General features: G+C 72.6%; 18 protein-coding genes and 1 tRNA gene. 6 read left to right on the forward strand and 13 right to left on the reverse strand.

Features of this window, described 5'->3' with window-relative positions; all coding sequences use genetic code 11:
- Nucleotides 1-48 precede the first annotated feature (48 nt).
- Nucleotides 49-639, reverse strand: coding sequence for an MFS transporter (locus D7294_RS29650; RefSeq protein WP_120684905.1), 591 nt, complete (start codon nucleotides 637-639; stop codon nucleotides 49-51).
- Between the two features lie 21 nt (nucleotides 640-660).
- Between D7294_RS29650 and D7294_RS29655 the strand changes: the two genes are divergently transcribed.
- Both D7294_RS29655 and D7294_RS29660 read left to right on the forward strand, forming a co-directional pair.
- Nucleotides 661-912 (forward strand): MerR family transcriptional regulator, encoded by a 252-nt coding sequence (locus tag D7294_RS29655; protein WP_120684906.1) that lies wholly within the window; start codon nucleotides 661-663, stop codon nucleotides 910-912.
- A 773-nt stretch (nucleotides 913-1,685) separates the two neighbouring features.
- Complete coding sequence (locus D7294_RS29660; RefSeq protein WP_120684907.1) at nucleotides 1,686-2,405, forward strand: hypothetical protein; 720 nt, start codon at nucleotides 1,686-1,688, stop codon at nucleotides 2,403-2,405.
- A 53-nt stretch (nucleotides 2,406-2,458) separates the two neighbouring features.
- Here the strand turns inward: D7294_RS29660 and D7294_RS29665 are convergent, their stop codons facing one another.
- The 4 genes from D7294_RS29665 to D7294_RS29680 form a co-directional block, all read right to left on the reverse strand.
- Nucleotides 2,459-2,623: a TetR family transcriptional regulator gene (locus D7294_RS29665; RefSeq protein WP_120684908.1), complete on the reverse strand. Its 165-nt coding sequence runs from the start codon at nucleotides 2,621-2,623 to the stop codon at nucleotides 2,459-2,461.
- Between the two features lie 84 nt (nucleotides 2,624-2,707).
- Complete coding sequence (locus D7294_RS29670) at nucleotides 2,708-3,496, reverse strand: class I SAM-dependent methyltransferase (RefSeq protein WP_120684909.1); 789 nt, start codon at nucleotides 3,494-3,496, stop codon at nucleotides 2,708-2,710.
- A gap of 517 nt (nucleotides 3,497-4,013) precedes the next feature.
- A complete protein-coding gene (locus D7294_RS31710; RefSeq protein ID WP_147450939.1) occupies nucleotides 4,014-4,217 on the reverse strand; it encodes a hypothetical protein in 204 nt (67 codons plus the stop codon).
- A gap of 385 nt (nucleotides 4,218-4,602) precedes the next feature.
- The gene (locus D7294_RS29680) at nucleotides 4,603-7,221 is read right to left on the reverse strand and encodes an NACHT domain-containing protein (RefSeq protein ID WP_120684911.1); all 2,619 of its coding nucleotides are present in this window, start codon (nucleotides 7,219-7,221) and stop codon (nucleotides 4,603-4,605) included.
- Between the two features lie 188 nt (nucleotides 7,222-7,409).
- On the opposite strand from D7294_RS29680, the gene D7294_RS32100 reads away from it, so the two are divergent.
- The 3 genes from D7294_RS32100 (at nucleotide 7,410) to D7294_RS29690 (ending at nucleotide 8,693) form a co-directional block, all read left to right on the forward strand.
- Nucleotides 7,410-7,580, forward strand: a complete 171-nt coding sequence (locus D7294_RS32100) for a hypothetical protein (RefSeq protein ID WP_158674720.1) — start codon at nucleotides 7,410-7,412, stop codon at nucleotides 7,578-7,580.
- Nucleotides 7,581-7,803: 223 nt separating this feature from the next.
- Complete coding sequence (locus D7294_RS29685; RefSeq protein ID WP_120684912.1) at nucleotides 7,804-8,418, forward strand: hypothetical protein; 615 nt, start codon at nucleotides 7,804-7,806, stop codon at nucleotides 8,416-8,418.
- Entirely contained in the window at nucleotides 8,415-8,693 is a 279-nt protein-coding gene (locus D7294_RS29690; RefSeq protein WP_120684913.1) for an SDR family NAD(P)-dependent oxidoreductase, read from the forward strand. The genes D7294_RS29685 and D7294_RS29690 overlap by 4 nt, the downstream gene beginning before the upstream one ends.
- Before the next feature lie 44 nt (nucleotides 8,694-8,737).
- On the opposite strand, the gene D7294_RS29695 is transcribed toward D7294_RS29690, so the two are convergent.
- From D7294_RS29695 to D7294_RS29705, 3 genes are all read right to left on the reverse strand, one after another.
- Nucleotides 8,738-8,810 (reverse strand) — tRNA-Ala (locus D7294_RS29695).
- Nucleotides 8,811-8,911: 101 nt separating this feature from the next.
- A complete protein-coding gene (locus tag D7294_RS29700; RefSeq protein ID WP_049575784.1) occupies nucleotides 8,912-9,145 on the reverse strand; it encodes a hypothetical protein in 234 nt (77 codons plus the stop codon).
- A 184-nt stretch (nucleotides 9,146-9,329) separates the two neighbouring features.
- Nucleotides 9,330-10,853, reverse strand: a complete 1,524-nt coding sequence (locus tag D7294_RS29705) for an MFS transporter (protein ID WP_174248471.1) — start codon at nucleotides 10,851-10,853, stop codon at nucleotides 9,330-9,332.
- Between the two features lie 113 nt (nucleotides 10,854-10,966).
- On the opposite strand from D7294_RS29705, the gene D7294_RS29710 reads away from it, so the two are divergent.
- Entirely contained in the window at nucleotides 10,967-11,830 is an 864-nt protein-coding gene (locus tag D7294_RS29710) for a helix-turn-helix transcriptional regulator (protein ID WP_241562717.1), read from the forward strand.
- A gap of 196 nt (nucleotides 11,831-12,026) precedes the next feature.
- Here the strand turns inward: D7294_RS29710 and D7294_RS29715 are convergent, their stop codons facing one another.
- From D7294_RS29715 to D7294_RS32380, 5 genes are all read right to left on the reverse strand, one after another.
- Nucleotides 12,027-12,716 (reverse strand): histidine phosphatase family protein, encoded by a 690-nt coding sequence (locus tag D7294_RS29715; protein ID WP_120684914.1) that lies wholly within the window; start codon nucleotides 12,714-12,716, stop codon nucleotides 12,027-12,029.
- 8 nt (nucleotides 12,717-12,724) lie between these two features.
- Nucleotides 12,725-13,174 carry a ribosome silencing factor gene (gene rsfS / locus D7294_RS29720; RefSeq protein ID WP_120684915.1) on the reverse strand — a complete coding sequence of 150 codons (450 nt, stop codon included), beginning with the start codon at nucleotides 13,172-13,174 and terminating at the stop codon, nucleotides 12,725-12,727.
- Nucleotides 13,175-13,318: 144 nt separating this feature from the next.
- Nucleotides 13,319-15,304 carry an LCP family protein gene (locus D7294_RS29725; RefSeq protein WP_120684916.1) on the reverse strand — a complete coding sequence of 662 codons (1,986 nt, stop codon included), beginning with the start codon at nucleotides 15,302-15,304 and terminating at the stop codon, nucleotides 13,319-13,321.
- A 23-nt stretch (nucleotides 15,305-15,327) separates the two neighbouring features.
- The gene (gene nadD / locus D7294_RS29730) at nucleotides 15,328-15,957 is read right to left on the reverse strand and encodes a nicotinate-nucleotide adenylyltransferase (RefSeq protein WP_120684917.1); all 630 of its coding nucleotides are present in this window, start codon (nucleotides 15,955-15,957) and stop codon (nucleotides 15,328-15,330) included.
- A gap of 11 nt (nucleotides 15,958-15,968) precedes the next feature.
- Nucleotides 15,969-16,139 carry a hypothetical protein gene (locus D7294_RS32380; protein ID WP_174248472.1) on the reverse strand — a complete coding sequence of 57 codons (171 nt, stop codon included), beginning with the start codon at nucleotides 16,137-16,139 and terminating at the stop codon, nucleotides 15,969-15,971.
- Nucleotides 16,140-16,259 lie beyond the last annotated feature (120 nt).

Genomic DNA, 16,259 nt, shown 5'->3' on the forward strand with positions numbered 1-16,259 from the left:
GCCTCGCGCCTGCGGACAGCCGAACGGACACCCCGAGGGGCCCACCCCTCAGCCGAGCGCTTCCGCGTCGGGCACGTCGCCGGCGGCATCCGGAGTCACCGCGCCGGAAGCCGCCGGTGCCGGGGTCCTCGCACGACCCGCCTCGATGGGCCCCGGGTCGCGGCGGCGGTACCCGTGGACTGCCACGAGTACCGCAGCGGCGAGGGTCGCCGCACCCGCCGCCACGCCGGAATGGTGCAGCCCGCGGACGAACCCCTCGGCGTATCCGGGGGCTGCGGCGTCCGTGCCCGCGTGGTGCGCGATGACCAGGCCGAGGACAGCCACTCCCATGGACGTCCCCAGTTGCCGGGTGGTGCTGATGCAGGCCGAGGCGAGGCCGGAGCGCTGGACCGGGAGCGCGGCCACGCCCGCCAGTTGGGTCGGCCCGATGGAAGCGCCCATGCCGGCGCCCAGCGCCATCGACAGCGCCGCGAAGACGGCGAAGCCGCTGTCCGTGCCGAGCAGCACGAGGCCGAGGAGTGCGGCGCCGGAGACCGCGTAGCCGGCCGTCATCACCCGCTCCGTGCCGTAGCGGACGCACAGCCGGGTGGCCCGGGGCGCCACCAGCCAGATCGCGACCGTCAGCGGCAGGAAGCGCAAGCCCGTCGCCAGCGCCAGCTGATGCAGGGCACGGCGATGATGAGCCTGCCGGAGATCGCGGCCCTGATCGCGGGCGACCGCGACGACGAGGACTGGCGCGCCGCGGTCGCAGGCTGCCTCGCCGCCTGCGAGGAGCAGCTCGCCCGCCTCGCGCAGGCCCGCGGCTACCTCAACCACCTGCTCACCTGCCCGAGCGCCCACCCCGTCGACACGTGCCCGTACCTGGCGGAAGAGATCGACGACTGGCTGGAGGAACGCCGAACGGGAGGGTGACGAGGAGGCCGGCACGCGCACGCACGTGGCAGCTTCCGCGCCCCCCGGCCACGACGTCCCCGTCGAGGACCTCACCCGCCTCGAGGACCTCACCCGCCTCGTGGGCCACGCCGCCACGGCCACAAGGCCGTCACCATCGCCGGGCCACGACGGCCACGACGGCCACGAAGCAGACCGCATCCTTTCGCACCCGACCCGCTGCGCGGCCGAAAGCCATCCGCGGGCGGTAGCCACTCAGTTGGTCACGCAAGGGGCCCCCTTCCGTTCGGGAGGGGGCCTGCAACCTGTGGAGTTACGAAGAATTGAACTCCTGACCGCCGCATCGGGGCGGCATCGGGGCCCGCCCCGGTGTGCAGGCCCCGGCGCATCGGCCTTGCCACCGCGGCCGCCCCGGGCTTTCCTGGGTGTGAGTGGGGTTGCCAGCGGACGGAGAAACGCGAGACCGCTGACACGCTGAGCTGCCCTCCGCACGGGAGAGCCGCGATGCCACAGGCCGCACTCACCGGCCGGAGCAGCGCCGGCCATCGAGGGCCGGCGCCCGACAAAGGTGAACCGCCAGGGGGACGCAGGAATAAGCCAGGCTTCCGCGCCCTGGGACGAAGAACTCAACAAGAACCGAACGGAGGGGTATGACGACGAACTCACCCGGAGACGGCCAACGGCCGTGGGGGCCCCACCGGGGCCCGCAGCCCTCTCCGTCCTCGCGCAGGCCGGCGCCAGGAAGGAGGTGGCCGTCGTTACGGGAGCTCTACAGCCGCTTACCCGGCGGGCCGTTGGTCTTCCTGATGCTTTGGTTCTACCCGATCATACGCAACGCCCGGCACCTCACCCTGCGCTTCTTCCCTCAGGATGCCGGCGTCATCGTGCACGATGCGCTCATAGCGAACGTCAAGCGGCTCCGCTGGTGGGCAGCAGTCGTGGTGGTCGTCGCGGCTCCGCTGTTCTTCGACACCGAACAGGACGCATTCGAAATAATCAGCGAGTCCTATACGCAGTACCTCTTCGCTCCCTTTTTGATCATCGTCACCGCACCCGCTGTCGTTGCCGTTTTCGTCTTCAGCTCCGCGCCGCACGCAAGGCCGGCGCTGCGGGCCTCGCTTCGCGACCCACTCCGGACACTCATCACGTATATCGGCGCAGTGGTCGTCTCGGCGACCGTCACGGCGTACGCATACGCGGCCTCCGACTCCACAAATCCTTTGCTCGCCTTGGTGGTGCTGGCAGCCGCTCTGTGGTCGCTGTCCCTGTTCGTGTTCGCGTCGATCGCAGTGGTAAGGACCGGATTTGGCCTGGGGAAGGTGAATGCCGCACTCCCCGCCCTGCTGACCAGCATCCTCGTCTGGGAATGGACGGTGCTGGGTGGACTTCCCTCCGAGGGAACGGCAATCGACTACCTGCTCATCCTCGGCGGGCCCACCACGGTGACCGCTATCGCCTACTGGGAGATTCACCGGTTGCGCACCGTATACGGAGTAACGCTGCGCATACGTTGACGCATGCGGGCGTTCCCCGGTCACCGACGCAGCAAGCACCGGCGAGCACCTCCTCACGTCAAGGCGCTGCGCCGGGTCAGCCCCGGGGTTGTGCTGGCAGCGGTCTCCCTCAGCCGGTCCTTGCCGCCGAAGCAGTGCGACACCAGCCCCTTGGAGACCTCGGCGCGCTCGGCGATCCCGGCCGGGGAGGCACCCTCGTAGCCGAACTCGGAGACCACCGCCGCCCGTCACCTGGCCTATGGGGAAGCGGCCGACGAACGAGGACAGCTGACCGCTCTACCAGGGACTGGCCGTTCCGGTCGCTACTCGGCCCGCAGGACGAAGAACAGGAAGGACAGGAAGCGCGGCATGGCCGCGATGGTCTCGGGAAACAGTTCGTGGGCGGCGGGATCGGGATCCGGCTCGCTGACGGCTGTGATCCGGAAACGAGCCGTGGTGAACGCCTCGATCGTCGCGTGCAGCGGCCTGTGCCAGCGACTCACCAGGGCGGTCTGGCTGCCTATGGTCCACTCCGAGGTCCATTTGATGGTGTCGAAGTAGTTGCATTCGGCCTCCCGGCCGGCCTCGCGGTGCATGAGGGTGACGGCAAAGGGATGGTCGACGGAAGCGATCAGCCGACCGCCGGGCTTGAGTATGCGTCGCAACTCGGCCAAAGCGGGCCCCCAGTCCTCCAAATAGTGCAGCACCAGGGACGCGACGACATCGTCGAACGTGTCATCAGGGTAGGGAAGCGGATCGCCCAGTTCCGCCACCTGCAGGTCCGCACCGTCGCCGAGCCGCTGCCGGGCCAGCTCCAGCATCCCGGCGCTCGAGTCGAAGCCACTCACCATGGCGCCACGGTCACGCAACGCGGCAGACAGCAGCCCCGATCCACAGCCGGCGTCGAGGATCCGCCGGCCGGCCACGTCTCCGGCGAGGGCCAGCATCGCGGGACGCTCGTAGTAGGCATTGACCAGGTTGGTTTCGTTCACGGCCGCGTACGCCTTGGCGAAGCTGTCGTAGTCGTTGACCTTCGACGGTTCGGCACCCACCGCGGAGGGCGAGACCAGCCTGACGGACATCACGTGCTTCTGCTGCTCGCTGGAGACCATGGCGCGGGAGACGCGTCCTTGCAGCAGTTCGGTTTCCGACTACGGCCAACTGCCGGGCAGCGTCCGTCGCAGGGGGCGCTCTTCCCTGCCCCGGAGCCCTTTCCCTGTCCGGGCTCTGTCCGGGCCATGCCGGTGCGCCGGGCCCCCCGGGATACAGCAAGCGCCCCCGGCTTCGGAGCCGGAAAGCCGATGTACGCCCGCGCGTCCGCCGCTCGGCAGTCGCTCGGCTCCCTCGCAGCGGCCGGGCACCCGGGACTTCTCGGAGAAGACTCCACCCGCGCCACCAAGCGCCCGGAGCCGGAGAGGACCGTCGCCCTCGCCGGCGAGATCCGGGGCCTCCGGCGCCGCCGTGTCCCTCGTCGTCCCCGAGCACAACGGAGCCGAGTTCCCGGGTCCACACGGCTGGGTCCCGCGCCGCCGGGGGGTGCGGCGCGTCCCAGCCGCAGCACTACCCGGCCGCGGCGTGGCAGCCGGCGTCCCCCTCGGGGCCGCGCACTGCATCTGCAGGGTCCGGGCGTCAATGTGACGCCTCGCCCCCCTTGAACCTCACGGTGTCGTGGTAGGTGCGGGTGGCGGTCACCGTGGCCGTGGTGCCGTCGGGCGTGCGCAAGTGCGCCCCCGGGGCGAGGTCGGCGGCGTTGGCCCGGGTGCGGGTGGCCTCGTCCCGGAAAGGGCGGCGGGAGGTGGCGGCAACGGTGCTCGAAGGAACCGTCCCGGTCACCGGGCACCGATATCTCCACCGGCCCAACATCCGTCAGCACTGAAGGAAGGGCTCAGGAAGCGGACTGGCACAAGTGAGCCGCCGTCCGCTGGCCGTTGAGACAGCGGCTCGCGGACCGGCCTGACCCACGAAGCTTCACCTCGCCGCTCGCACTCACCCCAAGCCGGCTCTGGGCAGGCCCACTCGCTCATGGGCAAGCACACCACCAAGAAGAGCAAGTGGACGCCGCCGCTGTCCGCCGACAGGCTCCCTGCCGACACCCGCATCCATCTGGCCCGCCCCCGGGACGCCGCGGCGGCCGATGCCCTGATGACCACCACTGGGAACGAGGTACGGATCACCCCGTCCTGTGTGAGGCGATCGAGAAACTGGACGGCCAGCTCCGTCATCCTGACTCTTCTTCACCCTGCCTACCCACGTGCGGCCCAGCGCCGTTGCGCCGCTGATCGCCGAATGCGGAAGCCGGCGGCGCGTCACCCAGCTCGCCGAGCTGCCGGGCCGCCTCCACCCGGTTCCAGTCAGTGAGGGTGGTGTCGGTGGCCAGGGCGAGGAACAGGTCGGCGGCGCGTGGGTCACCCAGCTCGCCGAGCCCCCAGGCCGCCCACTCCCGGGCGCCGGCGTTGCCGAGGGTGGTGTCGGTGGCCAGGGTGTGGAGCAGGTCGGCGGCGCGTGGGTCACCCCGCTCGCCGAGCCCCCGGGCCGCCCACACCCGGTCACCGCTGTCGAGGGCGGTGTCGGTGGCCAGGCTGAGGAACAGGTCGGCGGCGCGTGGGTCACCCCGCTCGCCGAGCCCCCGGGCCGCCCACACCCGGTCACCGCTGTCGAGGGCGGTGTCGGTGGCCAGAGTGAGGAACAGGTCGGCGGCGCGTGGGTCACCCAGCTCGGCCAGCTCCCGGGCCGCCTCCACCCGGTTCCAGTCAGTGAGGGTGGCGTCGGTGGCCAGGGCGAGGAACAGGTCGGCGGCGCGTGGGTCACCCAGCTTGCCGAGCCCCCGGGCCGCCCACACCCGGTCATCGTTGCCGAGGGTGGTGTCGGTGGCCAGGCTGAGGAACAGGTCGGCGGTGGCGCGGACGGTGTCCGGGGGGATGAGGGTGCCGAGGCGGACCTGTGAGGCGATGAACTCGCAGCCGTGCAGTCCCGCGCGGCGGGAGGCCAGGCGGTTCAGGTAGGGGTCGACGGCGTGGGGGTCGAATTCGCGCGCGGTGTCGAGGAGGAATCCGATGTAGGACAGGTTGCCATCGTCTGAGGTTGGGGGTTGCCAGTAGCGGCGGAGCCACAGTCGGGGCCTGACCCCCGGCGCATCGGGGGGCAGCAGTCCGACCCCCCGGTTATAGGAAGGCAGGTATCGGGCAGGGTGGTGGAAGGCCCGGTGAACAGCCTTGTCTCGGGTGTGCGGATCGTGGGTGGCGTGGCGGGCCGCGAGGTACTCCTGGAGGGTCTGGTGCAGGAAGACGAGTTCGCCCGCGCGGACGGTCAACAGGCCGCTGCGGCGCAGGGCGGTGCTCAGGAACTCCCGCCACTGGTCTTCCGGTATGCGTGGGGGACCCTGGGCTTCGGGGTGGGATTTCACGATGTCCAGTGCTGGCTCATTGTTCCCGTTGTGGCGCTCGGCCGCTAAATGGGCGATGAGGTCGTGCAGGTGGTTCAGGACGTGCTGGGCTTCCTGCCGTGCGCCTGCCGGGCCGGGGGTGTCCTGGTGCCTGTGCAGCAGGCCGATGAAGTCCCCATACAGCTTGCCGCGGCTCTGCGGTAGTGGCCGGCTGGGGTCGGCGGCGTGCAGCTGGCACAGCATGGAGGCCATCAGCGGGATGCGGGCCAGGTCGGTCAGGCTGGCGCGTTGCAGGTCTTGGACGAAGCGCTCGGCGATGCTGTGGGCGTCGTCCAGGCCCGCCGCGCGGAACCAGCTGCCGGCCACTGCCGGGAGCTGGTCCACGGTGAAGGGCATCAGCTCGTGGCGCGGCCACTGCCGGTCCAGGGCGTCGAGTTCGTTGCCGGGCAGGGGGCGGGTGGCCACCACGAAGCGATACGGCCCGGCGGGACTGTCCTTGACGACATTCGTGATGGTGAGCAGCACCTCACGCCGGGCCTTGGGGTCGGTGACCTCGTCGAGGCCGTCGACCAGCACCAGCCACTGCGTGCCCGGCTGGGGTGGGGCGCTGAAGAACTCTTCTGGCAGGTTCTCGGTCAGCCCGTGCTGGGGCAGGTGGGCGTTCACGGCCGAGGCCAGGGCCGAGGTGAGCGGCCGGTGGACCAGGTCTGCGGCTGTGACCAGCACCGCGACGGGCGCATCCCGCTGGCCGGCCATCCAGCGTTCGGCGCTGTGGGCCAGGTGGGTGCGCAGCAGGCTTGATTTACCGCCGCCCGGTCCGGCCAGGACCACACATGCGTGCTGCTCGGCCAGGACCTGCAGGGCGGGACGGGTATCCGCCGGCCCGCGGAGCGGGCCAGGATGGCCGCGGCTCTCGCCGCCCGAGCCGCCGGGGGTCTGTTCGGTCCAGGGGGCGGTCTGCTGGCGCAGGTAGACGGAGGCCAGCGGCGGCGTGGTGCCGGGCAGCACACCCGGGTAGGGGTGGTCACGGGCCGCGCGCCCAGCGGCCTTCAGGTAGGCGTCCAGGTGTCGGGTGGGCACCGCAGACCGGGAAGTGACAGTCCGCGAAGTGCTGGCGTCTTCCCACCAGGTCTTCCACAGCTTCTTCCTGACGGCCCATCCCGCATTTGCCACGGCGCGGTCGCGGCCGGTGAGAGTATCGGCAGGCGGCCGGCCCGACCACTCCTCGAGCACCTCGACCAGGGCCCACAGGACTTGGAAGTCCCTGGCCGGGATGCCCTTCTCGAACCAGCCGCCGACGGTGGTATACGAGAGCAGCTGGTCCTGCCGAAGCCGACAATTGGCTTCGGCGATGGCCTCCTTACGGGTCCGGCCTCTCAGCGCCGCGTCCTCCAGCTTGCGCAGCTCATCGCGCAGTACCCGCCGTTCGGCGCTCAGCTCGGTCCTCTTGCTCACGGTGTCCCCTCCCGCGCCGTGCGGATCGATCCGTCGGATCCGTCCGACAGCGAGCACGAAATGCCTGTGACCAGGACTTTTGACGCAGCTGTCCGTTCGGTCCGGCGAAGCTTCATCGCCTCGCAATTCTCGGCTGTGATGTCGTCCGCGCGGTCCGGACAGGAACCGCGCGGACGAAAGGGAACGCCATGAATGTCACTGCCTGGGTCCTGGCGCCTGTGGCCGTCGCCCTGATCGTCGCCGTGGCGGCGGTCCTGGTCGTCATCGTCGCGGTCAAGGGCACCGCCCCGTCCGACCGCGCCACCGTCTTGAAGGCCGTCGCCGAGGTGATCCGCGCCATACGCGGCACCCGACGCTGACGGCACCCCGTGCTCAAGCAGCAGCACGCAACCTGACCGCGTCCCGCCCCGCTTCCCCGCCACCAGCCCCAGCTCGTCCACACCCACCCGCTGCCACCCCATGCCACACATCATGCCGAAGCGCCCCAGGCCCGGACCACAACACTCAAAGATCATCGCCGTTCAGGGCCGATCACACGTTCGTAGCGGGCAGCCCGAGGACATCGCCCGCCTCTCCCCCTTCGTGCGCCCTCACATCAACGCGCTCGGCAGGTACTCCTTGCAGCCCCCCGGGCTGCCCGGCGGCCTGCGGCCCCTGGGGACAAAGACGATCGCCGCGACGGCCACGACGCTCTTCCTGCCCGAAGTCGTCGACCGGGCCGTCGACCTCACCGGGGACGCCCGCGCCGTCACCGTGTCCCGCAACGTCACCGGCGTCGTTGCGGCAGGGCTCATGCTGCTGCTCATCGTCGGCTCGGCCCGCCCGCGGCACACGCGCACGCTCATCGCCGCGGGCACCTTCGGCATCGGGCTGACGCTCGTGGGGATGGATCTCGCCCGAGGTGACCACCCCGGGCCCGCCCTCGCCCCGGCCGACGGCCCCGCGCAACCCTCCGCCGCCTACTGGGTGCTCGTCTGCTGCGCCCACCTGGTCGCCGACCTCGTCGTCACCGTGGTGTGCGGACGCTACAGCGCACGCACCGCCGACCGTGATCTCGCCTGGTCCCTGAGGCTGTTCGCCGGCGGCAGCGTCCTCGCCGTCGCCTACTGGGCCGGCTACCTCGCCCAGCTCTACGTCCCGTCCTCAGGCGCCATGCTGTGGCTGACGGTCGTCAAGCCCGAAGGACACACCACATGACCACCGCCCTGATCACCGGAGGAACCTCCGGCATCGGCCTCGGCTTCGCCCGCCGCTTCGCCGCCGCCGGGCACGACCTCCTCCTCGCCGCCCGCAACCAGCCCCGACTCGACCGGGTCGCCGCCGACCTCCGCCGCGGCCACGGCGTGCGCGTCGACGCGATCAGCGCGGACCTCGCCACCCCGGACGGGTGCGCCACGGTGGAGAAGCACCTCTCCGCCTGCGCCGTCGACATCCTGGTCAACAACGCCGGCCTCAGCCTCCCCCAGCCCTAGTCACGCAGAGGGCCCCTCCCGTTCGGGAGGGGCCCTGCGACCTGTGGAGCTAAGGAGAATTGAACTCCTGACCTCTTGCATGCCATGCAAGCGCTCTACCAACTGAGCTATAGCCCCTTGCGGTCCCGTTTCCGGTTCCCCTCGCGGTTCCCCTTGGCGGTGACCCCTACTCTACACGCCCTCCCTGGGCGAATGCCAAATCGCTTTCGGCTCCGGCGTCACACGCTGGCGAAGGAGTAGAAGCGTTTGAGGGCGCAGTGTTCGTCCAGCAGGCGCCCGTAGATCGGCTCGCCCTCCAGCTCGCGGTAGACCTCGATGGGGTCGCCTTTTATGATCAGCGCGCGGGCGCACTCGACGCACCAGTACTGGTAGGCGACGTTGACCGGCTGGAGGTCGCGGACGATCGGGGTGCCCGCGCCGCACCAGTCGCACTTTCTGCTGTGTGCCCCCATGAGCGATCAGCTCCACCCTCGGTCGTGGGCCGTGCGCACGAGGCATACCCCCGTCAGCTCGCCAGTGGGTTTGATCCGGCGGGTCCCTTGCCCCTGCCGTGTGACGATTCTGCCACGTCAGGGCGCGGGCGATAAGCCGCCGGTCCCGCCTCCCTGGGAAGGGAGACGGGATCGATACATCGTCTCAACGGGTCTTCACACGAGCCGCCGCGCCGGTGAGGGCGCCCACGGCGGCCGTGGCGGCGAGGGCGAACAGGGTGGTTTCGATGCCCTGGGCCGTGGAGAGGGCGCCCTCGGCGCGGTTGAGGAACAGGGTGCCGAAGGTGGCGATTCCGACGAGCATGCCGAGCTGGGTCATCATCGCCGTCAGCCCGCTTGCGTCGCCCGCGTACTCCGGCTTGACCGAGGCCAGGGAGCGGGCGAGCGTCGGGCTGTACGCCAGGCCGAGGCCAAGGCCGTTGACGCCGAAGAGCAGCAGTATGGCGGGGGTGAGCCCGTCCGCGTCGCGCAGCAGCAGGCCGAGGGAGAGCATCGCCACGGCGGAGATTGCGAAGCCCAGGGGGGCCAGGGCGGCGTGGCTGCGGGGCGGCAGGAACCTCCAGGACAGGGAGATCGAGCCGAAGGTGATCGCGGTGGGCAGGAAGGAGAGTCCCGCGCTCAGCGCGCCGTAGTCGAGCCCCTCGGCGGCCTTCGGGCCCTGGATGTGCAGGGAGAACGCGAAGAGGATGCCGGCGTTGATCGCCATGGAGAGGAAGACCCGGACGGCGGCCGTCGGCATGCCGGGGCTGCGCAGCACCCGCGGGGAGATCAGCGGGGAGCCGCCGCGCCCGGCGAGCCTGGTCTCGAACACGGCGAAGAGCGCGACGAACAGGGCGCTGGCGGCCAGCGAGACGAAGCACCAGGCGGGCCAGTCCTCTTCCTGCCCCAGCACCAGCGGGACGGTGAACAGCACGACGGCGGCGGTCAGCAGGGACAGGCCGGGGAAGTCGAGGCTGCGGGAGCGCTCGGCGCCCGCGGGGCGCTGCAGCGGCAGGGCGCGGCTGCCGAAGGCGAGCAGGAGCAGGCCGATCGGCAGGTTGACCAGGAAGACGGGCCGCCAGTCCCAGCCGAAGAGGTCGGCGTTGATGAGGACGCCGCCCACGATCTGGCCGGCGGCGGCGCCGACGGCGAGCACGCCGCCGAAGAGGGCGAGGGCGCGCTGCCTGGCCGAGCCGGAGAAGGTGCGCTGGATGAGGCTGAGGACCTGCGGCAGCATCGTGGCCGAGCCGGCGCCCTGGATGAACCTGAACGCGATCAGCTGGCCGGTCGAGGTGGCGAGCCCGCAGGCGAGCGAGGCCGCCGTGAACAGGGCGAGCCCGGCGAGGAACAGGCGCCCGGGGCCGTACCTGCCGCCCAGCCGCGCGCCGGTGATCAGGAGCACGGCGTAGGAGATCGTGTAGCCGGATATGACCAGCTGGAGCTGGCCGCCGGTGGCCCCGAGGTCCGCCTGGACGGTGGGGGCCGCGACGTTAACGATGAACACGTCAAGCAGGGCCATGAACTGCCCGATGAGGACGATGGCGAGCAGCGCCCCCGGGCGGCCCTGTGGCCTGGCCAGGCCGGGGTCCGCGGGATGTCCCGGGGCGGCCCCGCGGGTCGCCCCGGGGCCGGGGCGCGCGGCGGAGGGCCCCGGCGGAGGGGTGGTCGACGGGGTGGGTGCGGTGGTCATGGGCTCAGGATGCGAGCGTTCCGGTACCAGTAATGAGAGCCCGGTGATACTGGTACTGACAGACACCTGGCTGCCGCGCCGCGCGCGGGCAGACTGAGGACGTGGGAGCGATCGTGACGACTGTGCACCGCCCGGCGGCCGACCGGCGCCGCCCGGAGCTGGCTTCCTTCCTGCGCAGCAGGCGGGCCAGGATCAGCCCGCAGGACGTCGGGCTGCCCCCGGGGCCGCGGCGGCGGACGCCGGGGCTGCGCCGCGAGGAGGTCGCCCAGCTCGCCGGGGTGGGCGTCACCTGGTACACGTGGCTGGAGCAGGGCCGGCCGATCAACGCCAGCGCCCAGGTGCTGGACGCGGTGTCCCGCACGCTGCGGCTCGACCCGACCGAGCGCGAGCACCTGTACCAGCTGGCCGGGGTGCCCTTCGTCTCCCCGGCGGGCGGCCCGGCGGACGCGGCCGGGGTGAGCGAGGACGTGCAGCGGGTCCTCGACGCGCTGAACCCGCTGCCCGCGGTCGTCTACAACAGCCGCTACGACGTGCTCGGGGACAACGCGACGTACCACACGCTGTTCGCGCCGCCCGGCTGGCCGCGGGAGGCGCCGCGGAACGTGCTGCGGGCGCTGTTCACCGCGGAGCCGACGCGGTGCCCGCTGGTGTTCCGCGACTCCGAGCTGAAGATCATGGTGGCCACGACGCGGGCGGCCTACGGCAGGCATGTGGGCGACCCGGTCTGGGAGCGTTTCGTGGCCGATCTGTCCCTGGCCAGCCCGGAGTTCGCCGGGTTGTGGGCGAGCGGGGACGTGGTGCCGCCCGGCCCGAGAACCAAGACCTTCCGGCACGAGGAGGAGGGCCTGATCCGGCTGCGCTCGGAGTCGCTTTCCGTGAACGGCATGCCCGAGGCCAGGCTGGTCGTGTACATCCCGGCCGACGAGGACTCGCGGGCGAAGGTGGAGCGGCTGAGCGCGCAGGCCGTGGTGCGCTGACCGCGTCAGGTTGGGCGGGGCGGCCGGGTGGGCCGCCGTCCCTGGGCCCGCCGGGCCTGTCGGCCGGGGCGGGGCGGCCGGGGCGGCCCGCCGTCCGTGAGCGTGACGCGCCCGGGGCGGCCGGCGGGGCGTCCGCGGGTGGGTGGCACGGGCCCCGGCCGGGTCCGGCCGGGGAGGACCGCCGGGTGCGCGCCGGCTATACGTCGTCGCCGAGGACCGGCTCGGGCAGGGAGCCGGCGTTGTGCTCCAGCAGGCGCCAGCCGCGGATGCTCTCGCCGAGGACCGACCAGCAGCAGTTGGACAGCCCGCCCAGGGCCTCCCAGCTGCGCGGGGGCAGGCCGAGCAGGCGGCCGATCGTGGTGCGGATGGTGCCGCCGTGGCTGACGACGACGAGCACCCCGCCCGGGGGGAGCTTCTCCGCGGCCCGCTCCACCAGCGGGGCCGCCCGGTCGGCGACCTCGGTCTCCAGCTCGCCGCCGCCGCGCCGGACCGGCTCGCCGCGCTTCCAGGCCGCGTACTGCTCGCCGAAGCGGGCCATGATCTCCTCGTGCGTCAGGCCCTGCCAGGCCCCGGCGTACGTCTCCCGCAGGCCCTCCTCGTGGGTCACCGCGAGGCCGGTGAGGGCCGCGAGCTCGGCCGCCGTGTCGCGGGTGCGGCGCAGGTCGGAGGAGAGGATGGCGTGCGGGGACAGCGTCGCCAGGAGCCGGGCCGAGTGCCTGGCCTGGGCCCGGCCCGTCTCGGTGAGGTCGATGTCCGTGGTGCCCTGGAAGCGGTGCTCCAGGTTCCACGCCGTCTGGCCGTGGCGCCAGAGCACGATCCGCCGCGGGCCGCCCGGCCTGGGGGCGCCGTCGCCGGGGGCGCCGCCGTCGCCGGGGGCACCGGCCACGCCGCCGCTCAGCTGAGCTCACCGCCCGCCGCGCCGTCCCCGGCGGGGCCGCCCTGCTGCTCGGCGTGCGCGGCCGCCCTGCCCCTGGTGGCCTTGGCGTCCTCGGGCAGGTCGATCTCCGGGCAGTCCTTCCAGAGCCGCTCCAGGGCGTAGAACACGCGCTCCTCCGCGTGCTGGACGTGCACGACGACGTCGACGTAGTCCAGCAGGACCCAGCGGCCGTCGCGCTCGCCCTCGCGCCGGGCGGGCTTGGCGCCGAGCTCGGCGAGCAGCCGCTCCTCGATGCCGTCCACGATGGACTTGACCTGCCTGTCGCTGGGCGCGGAGGCGAGCAGGAAGGCGTCGGTGATGGCGAGGACGTCGCTGACGTCGTACGCGATGATGTCGTGCGCAAGCTTGTCGGCGGCGGCCTGGGCGGCCGTCTCGATCAGGGCGGTGGCGCGGTCCGTAGCGGTCACAGGTGCGGTGGTCTCCTCGGGATCTTCCTTTGGGCGGCTGCCCGCCGGCGCGCGCGGTGGGCGCCGGGCCACGGCCGCGTGGCGGGACGGTCATGGCGCGGTGAGGGCACGGTCACGGGACAGCGTCTCACGCCCCGCTGACAGTCACTCGCCATAATCCTCGCCCAGCACGATTGTCACATCGGCATTTCCGGCGCCGTCGCCCTGGGTCACGGCCTCCTCGGGCAGCCCCAGGGTGCGGGCGGCCTCCAGGGCGGTGTCGCGGAAGGCGTCGGCGGTGTAGGTCACGGCGGACTCCGCGGCGGTCTCGTCGGCCGCGCGGCTGTCCACGACCGTGAACCCGCCGTTGACCAGGGTGATCCGCACGTTCTCCGCGGCGTCCCCGCCGCTCGCGTCGCGGACGGCGACGCGGGGGGCCGCATCCTCCTGCGCGGCCTCGTCCACGGTGCCGCCCAGCACGTCGGCGACCAGCCCGTCGGCCGTCTCGTCACTGAGCGTGCCGTCCTGCTCCACGGGCAGGGGGGTGGTCTCGTACGCGTCGTCCTGCGCGTAGCCGGCGAGCCTGGCGAGGCTGGCGCCGAGCTGCTCCTCGCTCAGCGAGGGGTCGACGATCTGGTGGAGGGCCTGCACCACGCGGGTGGCGCTGGTCTCCGTGGTGGGCATGTGCTCCAGCACCCCCTGCATCACCTGGCCGAAGCGCTGCAGCTGGGCGCCGGCCGGCTCGCCCTCGGCCCGGTAGGTGGCGTACGCCACGGCCTCGGGTCCGCCCAGTTCGACGTCCTGGCCGCGCGGCACGAGCGGCTCGCCGCCGCCCTCGCCCGGCACCTCGGCGTCGGTGTCCAGGCTGATGCCGCCGACCGCGTCCACCAGGATCTCCAGGTAGGGGGTGTCCAGCCGCCAGGTGCCGGAGATCGGTGCGCCCAGCAGGCTGCCGAGGGCGTCCCTGACCGGTCCCGCGCCCTCGTCGGCGACGGCCTGGCCGAGCGTGGTGGCCTCCTCGCCCTCCGGGGTGACCTGGAGCTCGTTGGGCACCAGCAGGGTGGTGCCCGCCCCCTCGCCCTCGTTGGCGACGAGCAGGGCCGTGGCGGTCTCCTCGGAGTCGGTGGGCCGCAGGTGGACGACGATGACGTCGCGCCGGTCGCCGGCCGCGGCGCCGTCGCCGGAGGAGTCGGGCCCGGGCACGCCGGGCAGCCGGCCGGTGGCCCACAGGGCGCCGGTGCCGCCGAGGACGGCGAGGATCAGCACAACGACCAGCAGGCGGCGCCGGTTGCGTCCGCGGCGCTTGGCCTCCTCGCGGCGCTCGGTGCGGCTCTCGGTGAACTTCAGCCAGTCGATGACGTCTTCGGAGGACTCGTTCTCCTCGTCGACGAACGCGAACTGCTCGGTGCGGTAGCCCTCTTGGTCCTCCCCGGGCCCGCCGGGCGCGCCGGGCCGCCCGGGTCCGCCGGGCCGCCCGGGTCCGCCGGGCTGCCCAGTTCCGCCGGGTCCGCCGGGTCCGCCGGGGCCGCTCGCTGCCCCGGGGCCGCCCGGGTTCGGGCCGCCGGGGGCGCCGGGTTGGGGCCCCGGGTGCGGCGGGGCGGGGCGTTGCGGGGGAACGGCGGGCTGCGGCCCGGTGCCCTGGTCCCAGCCGGCGCCTCCCGGGGCGGGGGCCTGGTACGGGGCGCCAGGTCCCGGGCCGTAGGGGGCGGCCGGCGGCGCGGGGGCGGCGGCCTGCCGGGGCGGGGCGGGCGGCACGGCCTGCTGGGAGCCCGTGCCGTAGTCGTAGCCGCCGAAGTACCCGTCCTGCGTGAGGTCCTGGACGGGGGGCTGCTCCCCGGTGCCCTGGTCGTAGCCCTGGTAGCCGGGGCGCGCCGGGCCGGACGGCGCCCCGTAGCCGGGGTCCCGGTAGCCGGAGGGGTCCTGATATCCCGACGGGTCCTGATAGCCGGGGGGCGGCGCCTGGGGGCTCGCGGGGTACGGGTAGCCGCCGTAGCCGGGGTCCGGCCGCGGCGGCCCGGCCTGCTGCCCCTGCCCGCCTGGCCCCGGCCCCTGGGGGTGGCCCGGCCGGCCGTCCGGCGGCGTGCGGTACAGCGGGCGGCCGTACTCGTCGTAGCCGTAGACCTGCCCGTACGGGTCCTGCCCGTCGTTCACCAGTGCCGCCCCTTCCGCGCGCTCTAGCCCGTTCCGTCCGCCGGAGGCAGATCCCGGTACAGGTGACGCTTGTTGATGTAACGCACCACCCCGTCCGGCACCAGATACCAGACCGGGTCGCCGCGCGCGACCCGCTCCCGGCAGTCCGTGGAGGAGATGGCCAGCGCCGGCACCTCCACCAGCGAGACGCCGCCGCCGGGCAGCCCCGGGTCGGCGAGGTGGTGTCCCGGCCTGGTGACCCCGATGAAGTGGGCGAGCGAGAACAGTTCCGCCGCGTCCCGCCAGCCCAGGATCTGCGCCAGCGCGTCGGCCCCCGTGATGAAGAACAGGTCCGCGTCCTCGTTCGCCGCCCGCAGGTCGCGCAGCGTGTCGATGGTGTACGTCTTGCCGCCGCGGTCGATGTCGATGCGGCTGACGGAGAACTGCGGGTTGGAGGCGGTCGCGATGACCGTCATGAGATACCGGTCCTCGGCGGCGGAGACCTGCCGGTGCTCCTTCTGCCAGGGCTGCCCGGTCGGCACGAAGACGACCTCGTCGAGGCCGAACCTGGCCGCCACCTCGCTGGCGGCCACCAGGTGCCCGTGGTGAACGGGGTCGAAGGTGCCGCCCATGACGCCGAGGCGCCGCTTGCCGGTACCTATCGGGTCTCGCATGGGGACGTACCCTAACGGTCCCGGTTGAGCCGCGTAACGACCCACAGCAGCAGGAGCAGTGCGGCCAGGGCGCCGATGCCGATGCCGTACGCGTTGAGGCTGTCGTGGCCGTGGCCGCCCTCCTCCTCGGCGAGGCTGGTCAGGAGGGTCTCGGCGGCCGGTGAGGCGAGGAGCGGAGTCATGAGCTGCCTATCGGAACTCTCGGGAACATGGCGGACTGCTGAAACGTAGGGTCATCGTAAGCGGAGTGGTCGGCCGCGGCCTCTTGCCCCCGCCCCTCCCGTGCGGTGGGGTGGTGACAC

It is taken from the genome of Streptomyces hoynatensis, from assembly GCF_003626535.1.
In the GTDB taxonomy this organism is placed as follows: Bacteria; Actinomycetota; Actinomycetes; order Streptomycetales; family Streptomycetaceae; genus Streptomyces; species Streptomyces hoynatensis.

Bases quoted from the DNA above. Each gene is read 5' to 3' on its own strand.
- D7294_RS29700 (WP_049575784.1), bottom strand. From the start codon at position 9,145: ATGGGGGCACACAGCAGAAAGTGCGACTGGTGCGGCGCGGGCACCCCG.
- D7294_RS29655 (WP_120684906.1), top strand. From the start codon at position 661: ATGCAGGGCACGGCGATGATGAGCCTGCCGGAGATCGCGGCCCTGATC.
- D7294_RS32100 (WP_158674720.1), top strand. From the start codon at position 7,410: ATGAATGTCACTGCCTGGGTCCTGGCGCCTGTGGCCGTCGCCCTGATC.
- D7294_RS29690 (WP_120684913.1), top strand. From the start codon at position 8,415: ATGACCACCGCCCTGATCACCGGAGGAACCTCCGGCATCGGCCTCGGC.
- D7294_RS29670 (WP_120684909.1), bottom strand. From the start codon at position 3,496: ATGGTCTCCAGCGAGCAGCAGAAGCACGTGATGTCCGTCAGGCTGGTC.
- D7294_RS29705 (WP_174248471.1), bottom strand. From the start codon at position 10,853: ATGACCACCGCACCCACCCCGTCGACCACCCCTCCGCCGGGGCCCTCC.
- D7294_RS32380 (WP_174248472.1), bottom strand. From the start codon at position 16,139: ATGACTCCGCTCCTCGCCTCACCGGCCGCCGAGACCCTCCTGACCAGC.
- nadD (WP_120684917.1), bottom strand. From the start codon at position 15,957: ATGCGAGACCCGATAGGTACCGGCAAGCGGCGCCTCGGCGTCATGGGC.